This window comes from Polaribacter pacificus (genome assembly GCF_038024035.1).
Classification (GTDB): Bacteria; Bacteroidota; Bacteroidia; order Flavobacteriales; family Flavobacteriaceae; genus Polaribacter; species Polaribacter pacificus.
In genome coordinates this window covers 2,083,011-2,107,809 of record NZ_CP150664.1, presented here as the reverse complement: position 1 = coordinate 2,107,809, position 24,799 = coordinate 2,083,011, and the positions used below count along the sequence as shown (strand labels likewise).

Sequence of the window (24,799 nt, the reverse complement as noted above, 5' to 3'; positions counted from 1 at the left end):
AAGACCAAAAAAAAACCTTCGCATAAAATGCAAAGGTTTTTTAATATTTATTGTTTTGTACTAGTATCTGTAGTATTCTGGCTTAAATGGCCCTTCTACTGGAACTCCAATATAAGCTGCTTGATCATTTCTTAACTCTGTTAACTCAACACCAATTTTTGCAAGGTGTAACTTTGCTACTTTTTCATCAAGATGTTTTGGTAACATATATACATCATTCTTATAAGCCTCTGTATTGGTCCATAATTCAATTTGAGCCAATGTTTGGTTGGTAAATGAATTAGACATTACAAAACTTGGATGTCCTGTTGCACAACCTAAGTTTACCAAACGACCTTCGGCTAAAATTATAATATCTTTTCCGTTGATGGTATATTTATCAACCTGTGGCTTAATTTCTACTTTAGTTGAACCGTAGTTTTTATTCATCCATGCCATATCAATTTCATTATCAAAGTGCCCGATATTACACACAATCGTTTTGTCTTTCATTGCCTCAAAATGTTGAGACTGTATGATGTCTTTATTACCAGTAGTAGTAATGATGATGTCTGCATTTCCAACGACAGTTTCCAAGCGTTTTACTTCAAAACCATCCATTGCAGCTTGTAATGCACATATTGGATCTATTTCTGTAACTGTAACAATACTTCCTGCACCTTTAAAAGAAGCAGCTGTACCTTTACCAACATCACCATATCCACAAACCACAACACGTTTTCCTGCTAACATAATATCTGTTGCTCTACGAACAGCATCCACAGCAGATTCTTTACAACCGTATTTGTTATCAAACTTAGATTTGGTTACAGAATCATTTACATTAATTGCTGGCATAGGTAGCGTTCCGTTTTTTACACGCTCATATAATCTATGCACTCCAGTTGTAGTTTCTTCTGATAAACCTTTGATTCCTGCAGCTAATTCTGGATATCTATCTAAAACCATATTGGTTAAATCTCCACCATCATCCAAGATCATGTTTAATGGTTTTTTATCTTCTCCAAAAAACAAGGTTTGTTCTATACACCAGTCAAATTCTTCTTCGTTCATTCCTTTCCAAGCATACACAGGGATTCCTGCAGCAGCAATTGCAGCAGCAGCTTGATCTTGTGTAGAAAAAATATTACAAGAGCTCCAAGTAACCTCTGCACCTAATGCAATTAAAGTTTCAATAAGAACTGCTGTCTGGATAGTCATATGCAAACAACCTGCTATACGAGCTCCTTTAAGAGGTTGAGAATCTTTATACTCTTCTCTAAGACTCATTAATCCTGGCATTTCTGCCTCTGCTAATTCAATTTCTTTTCGACCCCAGTCGGCTAAGTTGATATCTTTTACTTTAAACGGTGTGTAGGTAGCTGTTTTTGTGCTCATATTCTTATCTTTGTTTAATAACCTTTTTTCGAACTGCAAAGTTACGGAATAACTTTTAAAATTATGCCTCTTTACAAAAGGATCCTTGTTAATGAAAGCTGTAAGCTTTATATCTGGAAGATTGAAGAATCTTTAGATAGCTTGATAGCTCCAATTATGTTGACAACCAACAGTCAACAGCGCTTAGACTCAATGAAATCTGACTTACATCAACGAGGCTTTGTAAGTATACGTCATTTGTTAAAAGAAGCTGGTTATAGTGATAGTGATTTGTATTATGATGAGCATGGTAAACCTTTTTTAAAGGACGGAAAACACATTTCTATTACCCACTCTTTTAACTTTACCGCAATTATCATTTCAGAAAATCAATATGTTGGTATTGATATTGAAAAGCAACGCGATAAGATTTTAACAATTGCACATAAGTTTACACCCGTAGAAGAGTATAAAACCATCGCAAACCATGCTGCTTTAATTAGCAAATTAACCATTGTTTGGGGAGCCAAAGAAAGCTTGTACAAGATCTACGGCAAAAAAAAGCTTCGCTTTTTAGAGCATATTTACATTTATGATTTTAACTTTGAAGAGTCATATACTAAGGGTGAAATTCGTTATCGTGGCGAGACCTACCCCTTTCATGTGCACTTTTTAGAATTTGAAGGTTTTACTTGCGTGTATGCATACTCCTAAAAACATATTTTTATATACAATCTTTTGAATTAGCCCCCCTGTGAATATTTATAAAAACATCCTTAGCGCAAAGACAGACCAAAAAAAACTTCTTGCGGTTTTATTAGATCCTGAAAAGGTAGACATAGAAAAGCTTCCTTCTTTCTTGGATAAAATTCACAAATCAATGGTTACTCATATTTTTGTAGGAGGTAGCACTGATGAAAATCAACAAATAGAAACCCTCGTAAATGCCTTAAAGAAACTGAGTAAATTACCAGTAATTCTTTTCCCAGGAAGTTCAGAGCAGGTAATAAATGCTGCAGACGGCTTGTTGTTTTTAAGCCTCGTTTCTGGAAGAAATTCAGAGTATTTAATTGGTCAACAAATAAAAGCTGCCCAGACTTTAAAAAGAAATAGCTTAGAAATAATTCCAACTGGATACTTGTTGATAGATGGAGGAACAGAAACAGCTGTCCAAAGAGTAAGTAAAACAACACCGCTTGCACAAGATCAACTAAAAGAAATTGTTTCTACTGCTTTAGCTAGTGAATATTTAGGTCAAAAACTCATTTATTTAGAGGCCGGATCTGGCGCAAAAAAACCAGTTTCGACTACGATAATCAAAGAGGTAAAAAAACAAATTTCAGTTCCATTAATTGTCGGTGGAGGAATCCGAAATAAACAGCAATTAGAACAAGCCTATATTGCAGGTGCTGATTTGGTAGTTATTGGAACCGCTTTTGAATTAAACCTCAATTTTTTTGATTCATAAAAAATAATTTGTTTTCATCGGTAAAACAGTCTTAGACTCATATAAAATTTTACTTTTACAAAAAAAACATCATGAATGTATCTATAGAATTAACCTTGCTACCTCTTAACAATGATTTTGAGACGGCTATTAAAGATTTTATTATTAGACTAAGAGCTTCAGAATTTACGCTATTAGAAAATCCGATGAGCACTCAAATTTACGGGGAGTATGACAGCCTGATGAACTTTTTAAACAAGGAAATTAAGTTAGCTTTTGATCAGCAAGAAAATATAGTTGTTAATTTAAAAATGGTCAAATCAGACAGAAGCAATTATGAACCAAATTTTTGATTTTTTTTTAGAGCCTTATCGCACAGCGAGCAGTTTAAATATTTTTCTAGAAATTTTAGCTGTAATCTTTGGTATTGCCAGTGTTTGGTTTGCTAAAAAAGAAAGTATTTGGGTTTATCCTACCGGGATTATAAGTACGGTAATTTATGTGTATATCTGCTACCAATTTACCTTGTACGGTGATCTAATTATCAATATCTACTATACAGGTATGAGCATCTTTGGATGGTATATGTGGACTCGCGTTGTTGGGAATTATCACTTAGAAATAAGCCGAACGACCAAGAAAGACAAACTAAAGGCACTTGGTATCTTTTTAATCACCGCGTTATTTGTAATTCTTGTATACATTTATTTTAACCGTTTTGATCGATTAACTGATTACTTTGACACTTTTACTACGGGTATCTTTTTTGCAGCAATGTGGTTAATGGCAAATAAAAAAATAGAACATTGGAGCTTGTGGATTATCGGAAACACAGTTTCTGTACCCTTGTATTTTATTAAAGGGCTCGGTTTTTCTGGGCTACAATTTACCATCTTTTTAATCTTAGCCTATCAAGGCTATTTGGCATGGAAAAAAAACTTAGACAGCAAAAAGCAAACATCGTAAAGGTTGTTTTATTTGGTCCTGAATCTACAGGAAAAACAACCCTTTCAAAACAATTGGCCAGACATTACAATACTGTTTGGGCACCAGAATACGCACGTGAATACTTACAGAAAAAATGGAATAACGAGCGTAAAACCTGTGAAGCCGATGATTTGATCCCTATTGCTGTTGGGCAAATGAAATTAGAAAACAAGTTGGCAAAAAAAGCAGACAGAGTACTCATTTGCGATACTGATTTATTAGAAACCAAGGTGTACTCAGAAGAATATTACGGTGGATTTGTAGATCCTTTATTAGACAAGGCAGCAAAAGAAAACACCTACAATTTGTATCTATTAACCTATATAGACACTCCTTGGGAAGAAGATGATTTAAGAGATCGTCCGGGGCAAAGAAAAGAGATGTTTGATGCTTTTGAATCTGCTTTAAAAAAATACAATCGTCCTTATGTTCTTTTAACGGGCAGTAAAGAAGCTAGATTGCAAATTGCCGTAAATGCTATAGATAAAATCATTGCAAACAAAAAGAACTTAGCCTCTTTCTCTAAAAGCTTAGAAAAATAAAAACTTATTTTGGACACAGAAAAACTCATCAAAGAACTCAATTTTAAAGCAACTAGAAGTAGTGGTGCTGGCGGACAACATGTAAATAAGGTTTCGTCTAAAATTGAATTGTTTTTTGATCTAGAAAACTCTCTTGAATTTTCTGAAGAAGAAAAATTGCTCTTGCTAAAAAACTTAGCAACCCGACTTACAAAAGAAAACGTCTTATTACTCACCTGTGATGAAAGTAGAAGTCAGCACAAGAATAAAGAATTGGTCATTCAACGTTTTCTTGAACTCATCAAGCTCAGTCTCATTATTCCTAAAAAACGAAGACCTACAAAGCCGAGTAAAGCTTCAATAAAAAGAAAAGCAGAAAACAAAAAGAAGACCTCTGTAAAGAAAGCTTTGCGTAAAAAACCGGGGTTGGAATAATAAGCAAAATATATTCATTTTCATGAATGTTCCTTAATTTTTGATAACTTCGTTAAGCTTTTTTTTCAATTCTTCAATCGTTGGATTTGCGAGAATCACCTGTCCATCAGGATCTATTAAATAACTTTTGGGGATTGAAGATATTGCGTCATATTTTGCCAGTATATCACTCATTGATTTTCTATCGTCAACTACATTATCCCAGGAAACACCATCTGCTTTAATCGCATTTTTCCACTTGGTTAAATCTGTATCTGTTGAAACGTTAAGTATGTGTAAGGGATGTTTTTTATATTTTGCATACACTTCTTTTAGCTCAATATTATCTTTTCTACAAGGTGCACACCATGAAGCCCAGAAATGAATGAACAAATACTTACCTCTATACTGAGTTGTGTTTATAAATGTTTTATCTGGAGTTGGTAATTGAAAATCAAAAATAACATTACCTACTGCTATTTTTTTAACAGGGTTAATATATTCTTGAATTCCATTTATACTCTCTTTAGACTGATACTCTAAATTTAGTTTAGAAAACAAGCTTTCTATTTCAGTAGGAGTCAATGTCTTTTTTAAAGCTAGACTGTATAGTTGATCTCCAAAAAATAGATTCTTGGGATTGATAGAAATCAAACTATCTAACCTTTCATATACTTTTTCTTTCCAATTATTTTGAGTTTTATTATTTGCTTTAAATCTCTCAAAATTAGCCTCTAATACTGAAAGATCATTTCCAAAAACGGTATCTATGTTTATAAAATTTACCTGAATATCATTTCCATTTTTTTGGTAAGTTTTTATGGTATTTGTTAATTTTATTTGAAGGTTACTATTGTCAATATAAAAAAACTTATTTATCGTAGAAACTCCAATTATATAAAAACTCGCTTGTGTTGGTTTTAAAACTTTACCTCTAAAAATAAAATTGTTGTTACGTATTAAAGCGCTGTCCTTTTTTTCATCATAAGACAAATAAATATACTTAGGCAGATCGCCAGAAATTGTTCCCTTTATGAGAAAAGTTTTTTCTTTTGTGCAACTCAAACAAACTGAGGCTAAGAAAAACAATATGAGTAGTTTTTTCAAAATAATATCTGTTTGCGATAAAGATATAAAATTAAGACGTTTAAACATAGCACAATAAAAACTAAGGGAATAAAAAAACGATTCTTGTTTCCCAATTCAAAAATCTATTTTACATTTGCCCCGTTCTCATAAAGGGGTGCTTTTTTTAGTTAAGAGTTGTAAATAACTCAAAACTTACACAAAGGCTGAGATCATACCCAAAGAACCTAGAACAGGTAATGCTGTTTAGGGAAATGAATGTTATTATTAGGAAATGTTCTGAAGTACTAACAACAATTAATTATTCACTATTATTCACAAGAATAATTACCTCTTTTTATTCGTTTTAAATTTTTTAAAATGAAAAAAATTACCATTTTTTTATTCTTGTTTACAAGCGCACTTGTAAACTCCCAAAGCTTTACCATTTCTGGTAAAATCTATGATGAAAACAACCAACCTTTAGCACAGGCCACTGTCTTCATTAAAAATGCCAACAAAGGAACTTCATCTGATTTTGAAGGAAAGTACCAACTGCAAGTTTCACCAGGAACTTATCAAGTAGAGGTTCGTTATATTGGCTACAAAACTCAGGTAAAACCAATAAGCATTGGTCGCCAAAACAAAGAGTTGTTCTTTTATTTAACTCCAGAAACCAATCTGTTGGACGAGGTTTTAGTTGCTGCAGTGAGAGTCAAATCAAACGCACCGGTAACCCACTCTAATTTGAGTAAAAAGCAGATTGAAAAACGCAATTTAGGGCAAGACATTCCGATGCTTCTTAACTATTTACCGTCTGTGGTATCATCTTCAGATGCTGGAGCTGGTGTTGGTTATACCTACATTAATGTGAGAGGTTCAAATGCAGAGCGCGTAAATGTGACGATTAACGGAATTCCTTATAACGATGCAGAAAGTCAAGGTACTTTTTGGGTTAATCTAGGAGATTTTGCTTCTTCTACACAAAGTTTGCAATTGCAACGTGGTGTTGGTACCTCTACTAACGGAACAGGTGCCTTTGGAGCCTCTTTAAATATTTTAACCGATGCTACTTCTGAGAATGCTTACGGTGAAATTGCCAATTCTTTTGGATCTTACAACACCAGAAAGCATACCGTAAAATTTAGTACTGGTAAAATTAACGAGCATGTAGAAATTGCTGGACGTCTGTCTAAAATTTATTCTGATGGCTATATTGATAGAGCCTTTACTGATTTAAAATCGTATTTTTTACAAGCTTCTTATACCGATGAAAACACTCTAATTAAAGCGGTTACTTTTGGTGGAAAAGAAAAAACCTATCAAGCTTGGTATGGTATTGACGCAACTCAATTAAAGGATAACAGAAGACAAAATCCATATACTTATGAAAACGAAGTAGATGATTACCAACAAGATCATTATCAGTTGCACTGGAATCAGAAACTTAACGATCATTGGTCTACCAACGTCGGATTAAACTTTACCAAAGGACAAGGTTTCTTTGAGCAGTTTAAAGAGGATGAAGATGTTGCAGATTTTAATGGTATCGTACTTGCTACCAACGGAAGTGGAGAAACAGATTTGATTGTTCGCAGATGGTTAGACAACAAATTTTATGTGGCTAATTTTAATGCAAACTACCAAGACGATCGATTAGAATTGATCAGTGGACTTTCTTACAGCAGCTATTCTAACGATCATTATGGAGAAGTTATTTGGGCCAAGCAGTTTGCTCCAAATGCAGCTATTAGAGATCGTTATTACTTTAGTGATGCTTCTAAAAATGATTTTTCTATATTTTCTAAAGCAACGTTTAAAGTTACAGATCGTTTTAGTGCTTATGTAGATTTGCAAGGACGTTTTGTAAACTATCAAACCAAAGGAATTACATCAGATATTGCTCCAATTGATGTAGACACCAACTTTAGTTTTTTCAATCCAAAGTTTGGAGCTAGCTTTAACATCAACAACCAACAACAGCTGTATGCATCGTTTGGTGTTGCCAATAAAGAGCCAAACAGAAATGATTTTGAAGGAGGGATTCGCGCTCATGAAAACTTACATGATTATGAATTGGGATGGCGTTTTAACAGCCAAAATATTACCATAAACTCAAATGTTTATTATATGCGTTATACCAATCAGTTAGTGCTTACTGGAGCGATTGACAATTCTGGGAACCCAATAAGAGCTACTAGTGGTAAGAGTTATCGCTTAGGACTTGAAGTTGATGCAGAAATTCGTTTCAATAAAAACTTCTCATTACGTCCAAACATCGCCATAAGCGACAATAAAAACCTAGATTTTAAAGCACCTATTAACGGGCAAATTGCTAACCTTGGAAAGACAAACCTTTCTTTTAGCCCGAATGTTGTTGCTGGGAATGCTTTGGTGTATCACCCAACAGAACAATTTCAAGTTGCTTTATTATCAAAATATGTTGGATCTCAATACATGAGCAATCTTAATAGCGCTGTTACTGAGAACGATGTTTTAGATGATTATTTTACAAGTGATTTTAACATCTCGTATGAGTGGAAAACCAATAAGGTTTTTAAATCTATTTTATTTACTGGATTGGTTAATAACCTATTCGGTAGAGAGTATGTAGATAGAGGATATTATTTTACCTATGATGATACCTGGTCTAACGCTAACCAAACGACCACTGTTGATGGCGCTGGGTATTACCCGCAAGCGACTCGAAATTTCTTAGTAGGTGTGACGCTTAAGTTTTAAGCGACACAACCTATTAAAAAGCAAAACGCCCCGATGAATATCATCGGGGCGTTTTATTTATAGTATTTGCTTAAGAGCTCATTTTGCCCGTTGCGCAACTAATATATGATTTGGTTTTGTGGATTAAATTGTTGTTGGCGCCAACCTCAGGGTAGCCCATACTAGACAACTTATCCTTAAGCTGTTCATCAAGAGCACTAGTGCTAGTAACATGAACAGTAGATGCATCTACATCAACAGCTACATCTGTTACGCCATCAATGTTTAGTAATCCTTTGCTAATGGTTGCTGCACAACCACCACACTTTAAATTCTCTATTTGTATAGTTGTTTTCATTATTTTATAGTTTTTAGTTTTTTAGCAGACCAAGCTCCGTAGCCGCCTACTAAATTATACACTTTTGTAAATCCTGCTTTTTTATATATTTCTGCAGCATTCGCGCTTCTACCACCTGATCTACAATATACATAAACAGGTTTGCTTTTGTCTAAAACTTTAAGAGATTGCTCCTCAAAATCTTTATCAAAAATATTGATCAGTTTTGCTTTTTCTAGATGTCCTGCTTTAAATTCAGTTGGGGTGCGAACATCAACCAGTTGAGTTCCTTTCTGAGCGATCATTTTATTAAACTCTTCTACAGATACATTTTGAACAACCTGGATGGGCTTTTTTTCTTGACTAGTACAAGAAACAAAAACGAAAAGCAAACTAAGTACGATATAATTCTTCATAAGTATTTTATTTTAAGGTTGAAGGGCAAACATAGGCTGTTTTTTCTATGTCTGTCAATTGAATTGAACTATAACCTTCAGCAACGTCTATAAGATTATGAATGCCTCTAGCTTTTAAAATTGAGGCCGCTATAACAGATCGATATCCACCTGCGCAATGAAGGTAAAATGTTTTGTCTGTTGGGAACTCAGAAATATAGTTATTTAAATAATCCAAAGGAGTATTAGTAGCATTAACTACATGCTCACTTTCATACTCTCCAGGTTTTCTGACATCAAAAACAGGAACTTGATGCTCCTTTACCTCTTGAGCTAAAGTGCCAGCAGAAACAGAAACTATACTGTCTGTTTCTTTTCCTGCTTTTACCCAAGCATCAAAACTTCCTTGCAAGTACCCCAGTGTATTATCAAAACCTACTCGAGATAAACGAATGATTACTTCTTCTTCTCTACCCTCTGGAGCAACTAATAAAATTGGTTGCTCAATGTCTTTAATAAGAGCACCTACCCAAGGTGCAAACCCACCATCAATACCAATAAAAATTGATTGAGGTATAAAACCTTTGATAAATTCTGATTGATGTCTTACATCTAAAATAAGAGCATTATGCTCATTGGCTATTTGCTCAAACTCTGCCGCGGATAAGCCAACTGCTCCTTTTTTGATCACAGCATCTATAGACTCATAACCTTCCTTATTTAATTTTACATTTAAAGGGAAATATGCTGGTGGTGGCAATAGGCCATCAGTAACTTCTTTTATAAACTCTTCTTTGGTCATATCTGCGCGTAAAGCATAATTGGTTTCCTTTTGATTGCCAATGGTCCCTACGGTTTCTTTGCTCAGGTTTTTTCCGCAAGCTGATCCTGCTCCATGAGCTGGGTATACAATAACATCATCAGCTAAGGTCATTACCTTAGTACGCAAGCTAGTATATAAAAAACCTGCAAGATCTGCTTCTGTTAATTCACCCATCTTTTGAGCCAAATCTGGTCGACCTACATCGCCTAAAAACAAGGTATCTCCACTAAACAATGCATACTCTTTTCCTTTGTTGTCTTTTAATAAATAGCAGCTACTCTCCATGGTATGGCCTGGCGTGTGCAACACCGTAAATGTGATATCTCCCAACTGAAAGACTTCGCCATCTTTTGCTGTATGTGAAGCAAAATTAGTTTCTGCATTTGGACCGTAAACAATGGTCGCTCCTGTTTTTTCTGCTAAAGTTACATGACCACTAACAAAATCGGCATGAAAATGCGTTTCAAAAATATATTTGATCTTAGCATTATCCTTTTTTGCTCTTTCAATATAGGGTGCAACTTCTCTTAATGGATCTATAATTGCAACTTCTCCATTGCTTTCTATATAGTAGGCACCTTGTGCCAAACAACCTGTGTAAATCTGCTCTATTTTCATAATTCTAACTTCGTTTATTCTATTATTTATAGGCTTGATGTATGTACTGAGCATACTTCAATTGATGTTCTCTATCTCCTGTTCTATAGTACTTAACTGCTGTGTAAATGTTCATAAAGAAATGATCAATACCAATCACATCTAGCAGTCCTGCTCTAAAAAGAGCATCTCTCACAGGTCCTTTTACACCTGCAAAATAAAAAGTGATATCTTTCTTTTTGTAGTATTTAATGCGTTCTATTAGCATATCAACTCCAGTACTATCTACTCGATTGATACTCTCTGAATCAATAACTATCAATTTTAGTGCCTTTCCTTTTTTTGCTGCCAATTCGTCTAAATTGTCTCTAAAATAACTTGCATTGGCAAAAAACAATTGGGCATCAAAACGAATTATCAAAACATCGTCTTCTACAATTACATTTTTAAATCGCTCACTGTTCTTATAAAAATCAGAATCTGGAACAGCACCTAAAACTGCAATATAGGGCTTTGAGGTTCTAAAGATTAAAACAACAATCGACAAACCTACACCTGCAAAAATCCCATATTCTATACCAAAAAACAGCGTAGCTATAAAGGTTGCAAATAGCAACCAAAAATCAAGGTTGTTTGTTCTCCATAAATGCTTGGCTTCTTTAATATTTACCAAATTAAAAACCGCGACAATAATAATTGCTGCAAGAATGGTTTTGGGTAGATAATAAAAAATAGGTGTCAAAAACAAGAGTGTTAAGACCACCATAATTACAGAAATAATGGCAGACATCCCTGTGGTACCTCCAGACTCTTGATTGATTGCAGATCGAGAAAAACTCGAAGCAGAAGGATAAGCTTTAAAAAGTGAGCCTACCATATTTGCCAAACCCAAAGCAACCAACTCTTGATTGGGTCTGATTCTGTATTCATCTTGTTTAGACTCCAAAGATTTACCAATTGAAATGGTTTCTAAAAAACCGACCAACACTAATGTTAATGCAATTGGAAGCAATTCTTTAATTTGATCAATATCAAACACCGGCATTGAAAAGCTTGGCAAACCAGATGGAATGTCTTTGATAATGGCGACTCCTTCAAAAGAGTTTCCAAAGAATTTAATTAGTAAAATCCCAAAGCCAACTACGACTAAAGAATTTGGTATTTTTTTATTTACTTTTCTCAGTGTAATAATAACTAGCATGGCTATTAGACCTATCACTGTAGTGCTTAGATGATATGAGTCTATTTGATTCCAAATGTCTTTGACTACATGTTGAATCTGGTTACTTCTTACAAAATCTACTCCCAATAAATTTCGGAATTGATTAAATCCGATTATTAGTGCAGCAGCCGATGTAAACCCAGAAATTACTGGTCTAGATAAAAAGTTTACTATAAAGCCCAATCTAAATAATCCCATGAGCAATTGGATAGCCCCAACGACAAATGCTAAAAGTATGGCTATACTTATATAACCTGTAGAGCCTGTCAATGCCAATGTAGATACTCCTGCTGCGACAATTAATGAATCCATAGCCACTGGACCGATAGCAACCTGTCTTGAAGATCCAAAAATAGCATACATTAATTGCGGAACCAGAGCAGAATACAAACCGTAAATTGGCGGCAATCCTGCAATCATTGCATAAGCGATCCCTTGAGGAATTAAAATAATACTCACAGTAATTCCAGCTACCAAATCGCCCTTAAAGCGACTGCTGGTATAGTTGGGCAACCATTCTAAAATTGGTATGAGTTTTTTTAAATTCATTCGTTATATACTAAAACAATTCTCCCTGATTTAATCCTCTTTCTTTGCCTAAATGTGTATAGGCTGCTTCGGTTACTTCTCTTCCTCTAGGCGTTCTAACGATAAAACCTTCTTGGATTAAAAAAGGCTCATATACTTCTTCTATGGTTTCTCCATTTTCACCTACCGCAGTTGCCAGTGTAGAAATACCTACTGGGCCTCCCTTAAATTTATCTATCAAAGTGGTTAAAATTTTGGTATCCATCTCATCCAATCCATGTGCATCAACTCGCAAAGCTTTTAAAGCATATTGAGCGATCTCTATAGTGATGGTTCCATCTCCTTTAATTTGTGCAAAATCTCTAACTCTACGCAATAGCGCGTTTGCAATTCTAGGAGTTCCTCTACTTCTACCTGCAATCTCAATAGCTGCCTCCATAGAAATGGGTACTTTTAAAATTTGAGAACTACGTTGAATGATGGTTGTTAGTAATTCTTTTTTGTAATAATTTAAGCGACTACTAATCCCAAATCGAGCACGCATTGGAGAAGTTAACAAGCCTGATCGGGTTGTTGCTCCAATAAGTGTAAATGGCTCTAAATGGATTTGAACTGTTCTGGCATTAGGGCCAGATTCTATCATAATATCAATCTTATAATCCTCCATTGCAGAATACAAATACTCTTCTACAATTGGACTTAATCGATGAATTTCATCAATAAACAAGACATCTCTCTCATCAAGGTTGGTTAGCAAACCTGCTAAGTCTCCAGGTTTGTCTAAAACAGGTCCTGAGGTAACTTTTATCCCTACACCTAACTCATTGGCTAGAATATGAGCCAAAGTAGTTTTACCCAATCCGGGAGGGCCGTGAAACAAAGTGTGATCTAACGCTTCGGCTCGTTGATTGGCTGCCTCTACAAAAACCTTCAAGTTGTCAATTGCCTGATCCTGACCTGTAAAATCGTCAAAACTAAGTGGACGCAATTTTTTTTCTACATCTAATTCCTCAGGTGTAAAGTTTGAATTGTCAGGATTTAAGTTTTCGTTCATAGTTACAAATATAATTGAATTTAGATGGTTTGTATGTGATATTTGTTACATTCTGAAAACCGATCTAAGCAGTTTTAAAAATAAAAAAACCTTTCCGAAATTTGGAAAGGTTTTTTTAATGAGTTTAATTTTTTCTTAAGAAGGATCTTCACCATCTTTTAGTGGAGTCGTTTGTAAAACAAAATCTTCTCCGTGAATGTAATCTCCATTTGCATCAACCTTACTATAGTCATAAGGCCAACGGAATATTTCTGGAATTTTTCCTGGCCAGTTTCCGTGAATATGCTCTACAGGAGTTGTCCATTCTAAAGTATTAGATCTCCATGGGTTTTGAGTCGCTTTTTGACCTCTATAGATAGAGATAAAGAAGTTGGCTAAGAAAATCAACTGAGACAGACCTCCTAAGATTGCAAAGATGGTAATTACCACATTGATATCTGCAACATCATCAAACATTGGGAAATTAGTATTGGTATAATATCTTCTTGGAAGACCTGCTAATCCGATAAAGTGCATTGGGAAAAACACCCCATAAGCAGCAATCATAGTTAACCAAAAATGCCAATATCCCATAGTTTTATTCATCATTCTTCCATACATTTTAGGGAACCAGTGATAAACTCCTGCAAACATCCCTAAGATGGCAGAAACTCCCATTACCAGGTGGAAATGCGCTACCACAAAGTACGTATCGTGTACGTTAATATCTAAAGCTGAATCTCCTAAAACCAATCCTGTTAAACCACCTGTTACGAAAGTAGAAACCAAACCAATAGAAAACAGCATGGCTGGATTTAATTGTAAGTTTCCTTTCCAGAGTGTGGTGACATAGTTAAATGCTTTTACCGCTGATGGGATTGCAATTAACAAAGTTGTAAATGTAAATACCGAACCTAAGAATGGATTCATTCCTGAAATAAACATATGGTGTCCCCAAACAATTGTAGACAAAAATGCAATAGCTATAATTGATCCAATCATTGCTCTATATCCAAAAATTGGTTTTCTAGAGTTGGTTGCGATAATCTCAGAGGTAATCCCCAAGGCTGGTAATAATACGATATATACTTCTGGGTGTCCTAAGAACCAGAATAAGTGTTCAAACAATACTGGCGAACCTCCTTGATAGTGCAATACTTCTCCACTGATAAAAATATCAGACAAAAAGAATGAAGTACCAAAACTACGGTCCATAATCAACAACAAAGCTGCCGATAATAAAACAGGGAAAGAAACAACACCAATTACAGCGGTGATAAAGAAAGCCCACATGGTTAGTGGCAATCTTGTCATTTTCATTCCTTTAGTACGCAAGTTAAAAATGGTAACTATATAATTTAATGAACCTATTAAAGACGATGCAATAAAAATAGCCATTGATGTTAACCATAAAGTCATTCCTAAACCAGATCCAGGTATTGCTTGTGGCAATGCACTTAATGGTGGGTAGATAGTCCAACCTGCAGAAGCTGGTCCTGTTTCTACAAACAGAGAAATTACCATGATTACACTAGAAATAAAGAACATCCAGTACGACACCATGTTTAAAAAACCTGAGGCCATATCTCTTGCTCCAATTTGCAATGGAATTAGTAAGTTAGAAAAAGTACCACTTAAACCTGCTGTTAAAACAAAGAATACCATGATGGTACCGTGGATAGTTACTAGGGCTAGGTACATATCTGGCTCCATAACTCCACCTGATTGATGAGTCCCTAAAAACGCTTCAATAATGGTAAATGATTTTTCTGGCCAAGCGATTTGCAAACGAAATAACATGGACATAAACACTCCAATGACTCCCATAAATATCCCAGTTATTAAAAACTGTTTTGAAATCATTTTGTGATCTTGACTAAATATGTATTTAGTAACAAATGTTTCTTTATGATGATGCTCTGACATATCTAATTTTTTATTGTATCCTTTTATAAAATATCTTAATTAATCGCTAATTCCTCACCTAATGTTGGTTGGTCTGCATACCATTTGTCAAACTCTTCTTGCTCAACAACAACAATCTTCATTTGCATATTGTAGTGAGAGGCTCCACAAATTTTATTACATAATAGTAGGTAATCAAACTCATAAGGATCTTCTCCTTTTTCTTGACGAATCTTATTAATACCTGCTGTTTTCTCAACCACCTCAGACTGTTGTCTCATTTCTTCTGTGGTATATTTTGGTGTAAAACCAAATTGAGTAACCATCCCTGGAACACAGTTCATCTGAGCTCTAAAGTGAGGCATATATGCAGAGTGAAGTACATCTTGTGATCTAAATTTAAAAATCACTTTACGTCCTTTTGGCAAATACATCACTGGATTAACCAATGGTAATTTCTTGTCGTCTTGTGCGTTTAGATCACCCATATCAACACCCATGGTATTGATTCCTTTAATGAAATTAACATTTCCTCTACCTAGCGTATTATCATCTCCGGCATAACGAGCTTCCCATTGAAACTGTTTTGCATAAACTTCTATAACAACTGGATTTTCTGCGTCAGATAAATCCATAACGTTGTTCCATTGCCACAATCCGTAACCAATCAACACAACCAAAACAACGGCTGGAGTAATTGTCCAAATTGCCTCTAATTTATGGCTATCAGCAAAGAATAAGGCTTTGTTTCCTTTTTTTCCTCTGTATTTATACGGAAGATATAAAATAAGAAACTGCATAAGAAATTGAACAATTCCAATTAATATAAAAGTGATGTTAAATAAATTATCATCGTGTTCTCCTTCTATTGATGCCGACTCTGGCAACATAATGACATTCATGAAAATCAAACAATAAATCATCATTGCATAAAGTCCTACCAAAAATATCAGGAACATTTTCCCTTGGGTGTTGTTATCTTTATCTGTAGCGATGACACTTCGAAGATTTAAAATTCTCGTGATTTGCCAAATGCTTACACCAATTGCAACAGCTATAAAAATATAAAATAAAGCTAGCATATTATCTGTCTTAATTATTTAATGATTAATGTTGATTTTCTTCTCCTTGATGTTCAATATTGTAATAGTGGAAATGCTCACTTTCATGTAAAAATGGATTTCCTTTTGCCAATGGTGATGCTTTAGCAAATGAGCTAAATACAGCGTAAATAAAGATTCCAAAGAATAAAAGCATAGCGCTAATTTCTGGAATTCCTATAAACCATTGGTCTCCAACCGTAGCTGGCATTACCATTACAAAAACATCGATATAATGTCCTGCTAAAATAACCAATCCTCCAATAACAACAAACCAAGGTCTGCTCTTAAAGTCACTGTTAACTAACAATAAAATTGGGAACACAAAGTTCATGACAACCATAGCTAAGAATGGTACTTTATAGTCATTAAAACGAGCAATAAAATACACTGTTTCTTCAGACATATCTGCATACCAGATAAGCATAAACTGTGCAAACCATAAGTAAGTCCAAAACACACTAAATCCAAACATAAATTTTGCTAAATCGTGAATATGACTATCATTTACAAATGGTAAATGTCCTTTTGCTCTCAAGTAAATAGTCACAAAAGCGATCACAGTCAAAGCACTTACCAAAAGGGTTGCTAAAACATACCAACCGAATAAAGTACTAAACCAGTGAGGGTCTAATCCCATAATCCAATCCCAAGACATCATCGATTCTGTAATCATAAAGAATACTAAAAAGATAATTGAAGCGTGGTAGTTTTTCTTATAAGTTTTATTTCCATCATTAGCAGTGTCTTCTGCAATTGAATTTTTTCTAATAATATAACGGTATATGTTCCACCCAAGTAAATATACAGCACTACGAATAGCCCATCCTGGAATGTTTAACCACCATTTCTTACCATCAACGATGGCATCATAGTTAGGACTGCTAGGATCAAAAGTTCCATCTGCCATCCAAACAAATAAATGATTAAAGTGTGTTGCAGATAACATAACCACAACAAACATAAGAATACTTGTTGGGACTAAGTTTGCAGTTATTGCTTCCATCACTCTAAACAACACCACTGACCATCCTGCTTGTGCTACACGTTGTGAAGCATAAAAAGCAAGTACTAACAATGTGATCCCTAAAGAAAAGAACAAAGCTACATAAGTTGCAGCCCATGGTCTGTTTTGCAATTGATGTAAAACATGCTCTGCATGTGCATCAGCATCTGCTTCTGAGTGACTTGATCCCTCTGCATGTGCCTCCTTCTTGCCTTCTTCATGTGCTGATGTTTCTTCTGCACCTGAATCATGAGTTGCTACAGCAGAACCGTGACTGTCATGCTGACTTGCCAAGATTTCTTTTGCGTCTTCAACTGTTTTTGGTGCGCTAAAAAAGCTATATCCTACACCCAAAGCTCCAATAATCATTAAAGCAATTGAGAATGTTTTTAATTTACCTGAGAATTGATACATATCTTTTAATTCTATCTTTTAAAGACTTAGTTTAATAAATCGTTTCTTAGTTTTTCTACATAACTAACAACTTGCCAACGCTCATCGTGAGTTAATTGAGATGCATGAGAACCCATCAAGTTTCTACCATACATAATCACATGATAAATACTTCCTTCTGTGATAGGTCTGTCTTTGTAACTAGGGATTCCGTTAAACTTATCTCTTTGAGAAAGTACACCGTTTCCGTCTCCTTTGTCTCCATGACAGGTAGCACAGTAAATTGCATACATGGCCTTACCGTTAGCTAAGTTTTTTTCTGTAGCTTCTAATGGTGATTTCAAATTATTTAAAGCAGCATCATATCCTTCGTTGGTATGAGGATACTCATAAGGGACTTGTCCTCTAGCAATAGTACCTGCTACTGGCTCTAAATTTGAAGCTTCTCCATTTATGCCTGTTGCAGAGTTTGCATCATAAGGAACCGATACATACATGTCTGGCATATACTGTACAGAACGTGTACGCTTGTCTCCACAAGAAACAATACTAATGATTGTTACAAACGCAATGATTATCTTGGTAATATTCTTCATGATCTCTTTATTAATGCTTTTCTACTACGTTAATTTCTACAGCGCCCGTTTCTTTTAACAATGAAGTCAATTCTTCTTCATTATTATGAACTGGAATCTCCATTAAGAAATGGTCATCCGTAGTTCTTGGATCTGGATTTTCAGCTTTTTTAAATGGCCAAATTCTGCTTCGCATATAAAAGGTAATTACCATTAAGTGGGCAGCAAAAAAGACTGTCAATTCAAACATAATTGGCACAAAGGCTGGCATGTTTAACCACCAAGAAAAGTTTGGTTTCCCTCCAATATCTTGAGGCCAATCTTGAATCATCATATAGTTGGTCATCCAAATGGCTACACCTAAACCGGTAACTCCGTACATAAATGCAGTAATTGCTAATCTAGTAGGTGCTAAACCTAAGGCCTTATCTAATCCATGGACTGGAAAAGGGCAAAATACTTCTTCAATATGATGGTTGGCTGATTTTACCTTCTTAACGGCGTCCATTAAGATATCATCATCATTATAAAATGCGTGTATAACTTTATTACTCATGATTTCCGTCTCTTAATTTTTTATAGTTCTCTCCTGAAGATTTCAAGATGGTTTTTACCTCTGCTTGTGCGATTACTGGGAATGTTCTTGCATACAATAAGAACAATACAAAGAAGAATCCAATGGTTCCGATAAAAATCCCAACATCTATAAATGTAGGCTCAAAACGCCACCATGTTGATGGTAAATGACCTTTACTCAATACAATTGCAATGATATCAAAACGCTCAAACCACATACCAATATTAATGGCAATAGAAATTAAGAAAGACCAAATAAAACTTCTTCTAACTTTTTTGAACCATAAAAATTGAGGTATGATAATGTTAAAGATGATCAGAGACCAAAATGCCCAAGCATAAGGTCCTGTTGCAGCTCCAACAGACATATATGTATAGTTTTCATAAGGAGAACCTGTATACCAAGCGATAAAAAACTCAGATGCATACGCAACAGCAACAATACCACCTGTTAAGATGATTACGATGTTCATGTACTCTACGTGCAAACGAGTAATATATGCTTCCATATTAGTCACTTTACGCATAATCCCTAATAAAGTTTGTACCATTGCAAATCCAGAAAAGATTGCTCCTGCTACGAAATATGGAGGGAAAATTGTCGAGTGCCATCCTGGGTTAATCGAAGTAGCAAAGTCCATCGATACAATAGTGTGTACAGAAAGTACAAGAGGTGTTGCCAATCCGGCTAATACCAATGATACTTCTTCAAAGCGTTGCCAATCTTTAGCTCTTCCTGACCATCCAAAAGACAATAACGAATAAATTTTCTTTTGAAAAGGCTTTACAGCTCTATCTCTAATCATTGCAAAATCTGGTAATAATCCTGTCCACCAGAAAACCAATGACACAGATAAATACGTAGAAATTGCGAATACATCCCACAATAACGGTGAGTTAAAGTTTACCCATAAAGATCCAAACTGGTTTGGAATTGGCAATACCCAATATCCGTTCCAAGGTCTACCCATGTGGATGATTGGAAACAATCCTGCCTGAAAAACGGCAAAGATTGTCATGGCCTCCGCAGAACGGTTGATAGCCATACGCCATTTTTGACGGAACAGTAATAATACAGCAGAAATCAAAGTACCCGCGTGACCGATACCTACCCACCATACAAAGTTGGTAATATCCCAAGCCCATCCAATGTTCTTGTTTAATCCCCAAACTCCAATACCTGTACCTACGGTATAAAAAATACATCCAAATCCCCAAAGCATTGCTGCTAAAGCGATGTAAAATGCTATATACCAATTTTTATTTGCCTTTCCTTCAATAGGTTTTGCAATATCAACCGTAATATCATGGTAACTCTTTTCTCCTAATATTAACGGCTCTCTAATGGGTGCTTCGTAATGAGACATATTTGTATATCTTAATTTTTAATTACGCTTCGTTTGTATTCTTAACTTTTACTTGATACACTACATTTGGTTTTGTACCAATATAGTCTAACACGTGGAAAGCTCTTTTATCTTCTTTTAAGTGTGCTACTTCGTCATCAGGATTGTTAACATCTCCAAAGACCATAGCACCAGTAGAACAAGCAGATGAACATGCTGTTTCAAACTCTCCTGCTTCAACTTTTCTACCTTCTTTTTTAGCTTTTAAAATAGTTGCTTGTGTCATTTGAATACACATAGAACATTTTTCCATAACTCCTCTAGAACGAACTACAACATCTGGATTTAAAACCATCTTACCGTATTCATCATTCATATTAAAGTCAAATTCATTGTTGTTGCTGTAATTAAACCAGTTAAAACGACGAACTCTATATGGACAGTTGTTTGCACAGTAACGAGTACCTACACAACGGTTATACGCCATTTGGTTTTGACCTTGACGACCGTGAGAAGTTGCTGCAACAGGACAAACTGTTTCACAAGGAGCTTGGTTACAGTGCTGACACATCATTGGTTGGAAAGCCACTGATGGGTTTTCTGCAACTGTTTCTATTGCTTCGTATAAATCACCTCCGCTTAAACCTTGAGCTTTTGCTTCATCTCTTGTTTCAATTTCTGAAGAATAGTAACGATCAATACGCAACCAGTGCATATCTCTACCTACTCGAACTTCATTTTTACCTACTACAGGAACATTGTTTTCTGCATGACAGGCAACCACACAAGCACCACAACCGGTACAAGATGTTAAATCAATTGATAGGTTAAAGTGATGACCTATCTCTCTGTTGTGTTCATCCCATAAATCAACAGAATTAGCTTCTATTTCTTTGTGGTTAAACGATGCCATTGCTGGCTTGTTCCAAGTGTGTTTTGGATCTATAGAATGATCAGTGATTTGAGCAAGGCTTGCTTGCTTTAAAATATCATGTCTACCTGCGATGGTTTTCTGCACTTGAGTACAGGCAAACTTATGAGTTCCACTAGTTTTTTCTAGGGTAACACCAGTTTGTATATGATTTGCATTAAAATACAATGGGTAAGCGTTTACTCCTACTTGCATTGCATCTTTTAAGTTTTGTTTTCTTCCATATCCTAAAGCAAGACCAATTGATCCTTTTGCTTGACCTGGTTGAATCATCACAGGCACATTAGATACTGTAACTCCATTTACGGTAATATTTGCATAATTTCCGTTAATAGCACCATTGTCTTGCACTGGATTAGAGAATCCTAATTCTCTAGCATCAGATATAGACATAGTAATATAATTATCCCAAGATGCTCTTGTTAATGGATCTGGCAACTCTTGTAACCAAGGATTATTAGCTTGTTTTCCATCTCCTAGAGCAGTCGAAGTAAACAAGTTTAATTCTAAGGTTGATGATTTAGTTGCTTTAAACAAGGTATTAGCTGCTTGTGAAACTGAAAAACTAGTTGCTGATGTAGTTTCTGCATTCTTTTTGTTAAAGACACCATCGTGTAAAGCTTGGTTCCATGATTGACCATCCAATACATTAGAAGCCCAATATGCTTTTAAATAATCGTAATAACTAGTTGTATTTCCTGTCCAGCTTAACAAAACGTCTTGAAACTGACGAGAGTTAAATAATGGTTGAATCGTTGGCTGCATCAAACCGTGAGTAGTTGATGTCATTTGAACATCTCCCCAAGATTCTAAATAATGTGATACTGGCAAAGCAAAAGCAGTTTCGCTAGTAGTCTCATCATTTTGAACTGATAATGCAACTGATAATTTTAAGTTTTTTAACCCTGCTTTTACATCATTAGCTGCTGCCAAAGAGTACAATGGGTTTACATTGTGAGTAATCAATCCTTTTAGTTTTCCAGATTTGATATCAGCAACAACTTGTGCAACATCGGCATCATTTCCTTGTCTAGTGTGATTGGTAGTATTAACATCCATCACTTCAGACTGCAATGCATCGTTAATTGCCATGGCAATTAATTGCGCATTTTTATCATTAAGGCCAGTAACTACAACTGCTTTAGATCCAGCTTGTTTTAATTGACTTGCCGCTTTTTTTATTTCAGCATCAGCAGGAGTAGACTTAGATGTTTCATTACTTCCTGTAATAGCATTGTATAAATTAATTAAGGCATATACCTGCTCACTTGGCTTAACATTAACACGCTTATCAGCATTTGCTCCTGTTAAAGACATGATTGATTCAAACTGAATATGGCGAGACATCTTCCCTGTTTCAGGTTTTCTTCCAGCGATATAGCTTTTATCATAACCTCCTTGCCAATCTCCTAAGAAATCTGCTCCAATAGAAACAATTACAGAAGCCTTATCAAAATGATAGGTAGGTAAGGCTCTTTTTCCGTAAACTGCTTCAAAAGCATCTAAGGCTCCTGACTCAGATACAGCATCATAAACAACGTGTTTTACGTTTGGATATACAGCGATAAATTCAGAGATAATTTTTTCAGTTGATGGACTTGCTAAAGTTCCTGTTAACAAAACAACAGGTTCATTAGCCTCTTTTAATTGGTTTAAAGTAGCTCCGATTTGCTTATCAGCATCTGCCCAAGAAATAGATTTTCCAGAAGCTTGAGGCTCTTTTAAACGCAATTGACTATCATATAAAGACAAAACAGAAGCTTGAACACGCGCATTGGTAGTTCCGTTTGCTTCTTTGTTTGGCATCACTAAAATAGGACGACCCTCTCTTGTTTTAACTAAGATGTTAGCGAAGTCATATCCATCAGACATGGTTGTTGCATACCAATCTGCTACACCTACGGTAATATCATTTGGTTTTACAACATAAGGAATTGATTTTCGCACTGGTCCTTCACAAGCTGCCAACGATGCTGCTGCAGTTGTAAATCCAACGTACTTTAAAAAATCTCTTCTCGATGTAGATGACGCTTCTAAAGTTTCTTTATCTCCTAAAAATTCATCAGTAGGTATTTCTTCTACAAATTCATTTTTACTCAGCGTTTCAACAATAGAACCTTCTTTAAGTTCTTCAACACTTTGCCAGTATTTTCTGCTTGAAGCCATGTATATCTGTGTTTTTACTTTCTAATTATTAATAGTGGCACTTACCACATTCCATACCACCCATTTGTGCTACAGTAACTTTTTCTACTCCGTACTTTTTAGATAATTCTTCGTGAACCTTTGTATAATACGGACTGCCTTTTAAATCAACACTAGTGTCTCTATGACAATCAATACACCAACCCATCGTTAATGGAGAGTATTGGAATACCTCATCCATGGTTTCAACTGGACCGTGACAAGTTTGACATTTTTGACCTCCAACAGTAACGTGTTGAGAGTGATTAAAATACACAAAATCTGCTAAGTTATGCACTCGTGTCCATTTAATTGGTTTGGTTTCACCTGTATATTCTAGGGTCTCAGTATCCCAACCTACAGCAGTATATAATTTTTGAATTTCTTTATCCAACTCAGCTTTTCCGTAAGTCATTCCATCAAACTCCATAGTGGTATCATCTGCTACTTCAGAGATATTCTTATGACAATTCATACACACGTTTCCTGAAGGAATACCAGAGGTCTTACTGTGTTTTGCTGATGAGTGACAATATTGACAATCAATTTTATTATCCCCTGCGTGAATTTTATGAGAAAAAGCAACCTCTTGTATTGGCATGTAACCTTCATCAACACCAATCTGGAATAGTGTCCCAAAAAGAACATATGCAGTTGTTAGAGCTAAAAAGATGGTTATTAAAACATGTAGAAATGAATTCTTTTTAAAACCAACCCAAAGGTCATCAATGTTTCCTGCTAAGCCTGGAGTTTTAGGAGCTCCTTTTAACTCACTGATTACTTTCAATAAATTGGCGATGATTAATACACCAACAACGATGATCGCAACCAAAATATAGGTTAACCAAGGTGATGATTGAGGCTCTTGACCTTCTGTAACAACAGCGGTTTGCGCCCCTGCTTTTACAGGCTCACCTACAGTTGTATAATAAATAATGTCTTCAATATTCTTATCCGTCAACTGAGGGAAAGGAGTCATTGGAGAGCCGTTGTATTCATCAAAAATAGCAATAGCGTCTGCATCTCCAGAAGCTCTTAAGGCTGCATTATCTTTAATCCAAGATTTTAACCAATCCATGTCTCTACGCTCTGAGATTCCCCCAAGCGCAGGTCCGATTAATTTTTTATCTAACTTGTGACAAGAAGCACAAAGAGATTTAAACAATTGTTTACCTTCTTTTTGCTGAGCCTCATCTACTGCATCTTGTGCTTGTAAAGAAAAACTTAACAAAAAAATTAAAAGAAAGGTAAAACTTTTTAGAATTAATCTGGTTAATTGACTGTGTTTATCCACACTTTTCATACTTTAAAATATAAATTTTGTATCTAGTTTGGTA

The 24,799-nt window shown here is 35.3% G+C and carries 22 protein-coding genes; 7 read left to right on the top strand and 15 right to left on the bottom strand.

Annotation, left to right across the window (positions count from 1 at the left end; all coding sequences use genetic code 11):
• Window positions 1-60 precede the first annotated feature (60 nt).
• Window positions 61-1,377 (bottom strand): adenosylhomocysteinase, encoded by a 1,317-nt coding sequence (gene ahcY / locus WHC90_RS09560; protein ID WP_188598250.1) that lies wholly within the window; start codon window positions 1,375-1,377, stop codon window positions 61-63.
• A 63-nt stretch (window positions 1,378-1,440) separates the two neighbouring features.
• Between ahcY and WHC90_RS09555 the strand changes: the two genes are divergently transcribed.
• From WHC90_RS09555 to arfB, 6 genes are all read left to right on the top strand, one after another.
• Complete coding sequence (locus WHC90_RS09555) at window positions 1,441-2,070, top strand: 4'-phosphopantetheinyl transferase family protein (RefSeq protein WP_188598249.1); 630 nt, start codon at window positions 1,441-1,443, stop codon at window positions 2,068-2,070.
• Between the two features lie 40 nt (window positions 2,071-2,110).
• Window positions 2,111-2,824: a geranylgeranylglyceryl/heptaprenylglyceryl phosphate synthase gene (locus WHC90_RS09550; RefSeq protein ID WP_188598248.1), complete on the top strand. Its 714-nt coding sequence runs from the start codon at window positions 2,111-2,113 to the stop codon at window positions 2,822-2,824.
• A 71-nt stretch (window positions 2,825-2,895) separates the two neighbouring features.
• Window positions 2,896-3,156, top strand: coding sequence for a thiamine-binding protein (locus tag WHC90_RS09545; protein ID WP_188598247.1), 261 nt, complete (start codon window positions 2,896-2,898; stop codon window positions 3,154-3,156).
• Window positions 3,140-3,769: a nicotinamide riboside transporter PnuC gene (gene pnuC / locus WHC90_RS09540; RefSeq protein ID WP_188598246.1), complete on the top strand. Its 630-nt coding sequence runs from the start codon at window positions 3,140-3,142 to the stop codon at window positions 3,767-3,769. The genes WHC90_RS09545 and pnuC overlap by 17 nt, the downstream gene beginning before the upstream one ends.
• Window positions 3,730-4,332 carry an AAA family ATPase gene (locus tag WHC90_RS09535; RefSeq protein WP_188598245.1) on the top strand — a complete coding sequence of 201 codons (603 nt, stop codon included), beginning with the start codon at window positions 3,730-3,732 and terminating at the stop codon, window positions 4,330-4,332. The genes pnuC and WHC90_RS09535 overlap by 40 nt, the downstream gene beginning before the upstream one ends.
• A gap of 9 nt (window positions 4,333-4,341) precedes the next feature.
• Window positions 4,342-4,746, top strand: coding sequence for an alternative ribosome rescue aminoacyl-tRNA hydrolase ArfB (arfB, locus tag WHC90_RS09530; RefSeq protein WP_188598244.1), 405 nt, complete (start codon window positions 4,342-4,344; stop codon window positions 4,744-4,746).
• A 33-nt stretch (window positions 4,747-4,779) separates the two neighbouring features.
• Here arfB and WHC90_RS09525 read toward each other — a convergent pair whose 3' ends face one another.
• Complete coding sequence (locus WHC90_RS09525; protein ID WP_188598243.1) at window positions 4,780-5,832, bottom strand: TlpA disulfide reductase family protein; 1,053 nt, start codon at window positions 5,830-5,832, stop codon at window positions 4,780-4,782.
• Window positions 5,833-6,171: 339 nt separating this feature from the next.
• Between WHC90_RS09525 and WHC90_RS09520 the strand changes: the two genes are divergently transcribed.
• Complete coding sequence (locus tag WHC90_RS09520) at window positions 6,172-8,532, top strand: TonB-dependent receptor (protein WP_188598242.1); 2,361 nt, start codon at window positions 6,172-6,174, stop codon at window positions 8,530-8,532.
• 70 nt (window positions 8,533-8,602) lie between these two features.
• Here the strand turns inward: WHC90_RS09520 and WHC90_RS09515 are convergent, their stop codons facing one another.
• The 13 genes from WHC90_RS09515 to WHC90_RS09455 all read right to left on the bottom strand — a co-directional run bounded on the left by WHC90_RS09515 (window position 8,603) and on the right by WHC90_RS09455 (window position 24,765).
• A complete protein-coding gene (locus WHC90_RS09515; RefSeq protein ID WP_188598241.1) occupies window positions 8,603-8,869 on the bottom strand; it encodes a heavy-metal-associated domain-containing protein in 267 nt (88 codons plus the stop codon).
• Window positions 8,869-9,264: a rhodanese-like domain-containing protein gene (locus WHC90_RS09510; RefSeq protein ID WP_188598240.1), complete on the bottom strand. Its 396-nt coding sequence runs from the start codon at window positions 9,262-9,264 to the stop codon at window positions 8,869-8,871. The genes WHC90_RS09515 and WHC90_RS09510 overlap by 1 nt, the downstream gene beginning before the upstream one ends.
• Window positions 9,265-9,271: 7 nt before the next feature.
• Window positions 9,272-10,684 carry an MBL fold metallo-hydrolase gene (locus tag WHC90_RS09505; protein ID WP_188598239.1) on the bottom strand — a complete coding sequence of 471 codons (1,413 nt, stop codon included), beginning with the start codon at window positions 10,682-10,684 and terminating at the stop codon, window positions 9,272-9,274.
• A 22-nt stretch (window positions 10,685-10,706) separates the two neighbouring features.
• Window positions 10,707-12,434 carry a SulP family inorganic anion transporter gene (locus WHC90_RS09500; protein WP_188598238.1) on the bottom strand — a complete coding sequence of 576 codons (1,728 nt, stop codon included), beginning with the start codon at window positions 12,432-12,434 and terminating at the stop codon, window positions 10,707-10,709.
• A 10-nt stretch (window positions 12,435-12,444) separates the two neighbouring features.
• Window positions 12,445-13,467, bottom strand: coding sequence for a Holliday junction branch migration DNA helicase RuvB (ruvB, locus tag WHC90_RS09495; protein WP_188598237.1), 1,023 nt, complete (start codon window positions 13,465-13,467; stop codon window positions 12,445-12,447).
• Between the two features lie 135 nt (window positions 13,468-13,602).
• Window positions 13,603-15,372: a cytochrome c oxidase subunit I gene (locus WHC90_RS09490; protein WP_188598236.1), complete on the bottom strand. Its 1,770-nt coding sequence runs from the start codon at window positions 15,370-15,372 to the stop codon at window positions 13,603-13,605.
• 35 nt (window positions 15,373-15,407) lie between these two features.
• Window positions 15,408-16,433 (bottom strand): cytochrome c oxidase subunit II, encoded by a 1,026-nt coding sequence (locus tag WHC90_RS09485; protein ID WP_188598235.1) that lies wholly within the window; start codon window positions 16,431-16,433, stop codon window positions 15,408-15,410.
• Between the two features lie 25 nt (window positions 16,434-16,458).
• Window positions 16,459-17,871: a quinol:cytochrome C oxidoreductase gene (locus WHC90_RS09480; protein WP_188598234.1), complete on the bottom strand. Its 1,413-nt coding sequence runs from the start codon at window positions 17,869-17,871 to the stop codon at window positions 16,459-16,461.
• A gap of 26 nt (window positions 17,872-17,897) precedes the next feature.
• Window positions 17,898-18,446: a c-type cytochrome gene (locus tag WHC90_RS09475; RefSeq protein WP_188598233.1), complete on the bottom strand. Its 549-nt coding sequence runs from the start codon at window positions 18,444-18,446 to the stop codon at window positions 17,898-17,900.
• A 10-nt stretch (window positions 18,447-18,456) separates the two neighbouring features.
• Window positions 18,457-18,981: a DUF3341 domain-containing protein gene (locus tag WHC90_RS09470; RefSeq protein WP_188598232.1), complete on the bottom strand. Its 525-nt coding sequence runs from the start codon at window positions 18,979-18,981 to the stop codon at window positions 18,457-18,459.
• Window positions 18,974-20,368: an NrfD/PsrC family molybdoenzyme membrane anchor subunit gene (gene nrfD / locus WHC90_RS09465; RefSeq protein WP_188598231.1), complete on the bottom strand. Its 1,395-nt coding sequence runs from the start codon at window positions 20,366-20,368 to the stop codon at window positions 18,974-18,976. The genes WHC90_RS09470 and nrfD overlap by 8 nt, the downstream gene beginning before the upstream one ends.
• Before the next feature lie 22 nt (window positions 20,369-20,390).
• Window positions 20,391-23,444 (bottom strand): TAT-variant-translocated molybdopterin oxidoreductase, encoded by a 3,054-nt coding sequence (locus WHC90_RS09460; RefSeq protein WP_188598230.1) that lies wholly within the window; start codon window positions 23,442-23,444, stop codon window positions 20,391-20,393.
• Window positions 23,445-23,472: 28 nt separating this feature from the next.
• Window positions 23,473-24,765, bottom strand: coding sequence for a c-type cytochrome (locus WHC90_RS09455; RefSeq protein WP_188598229.1), 1,293 nt, complete (start codon window positions 24,763-24,765; stop codon window positions 23,473-23,475).
• Window positions 24,766-24,799 lie beyond the last annotated feature (34 nt).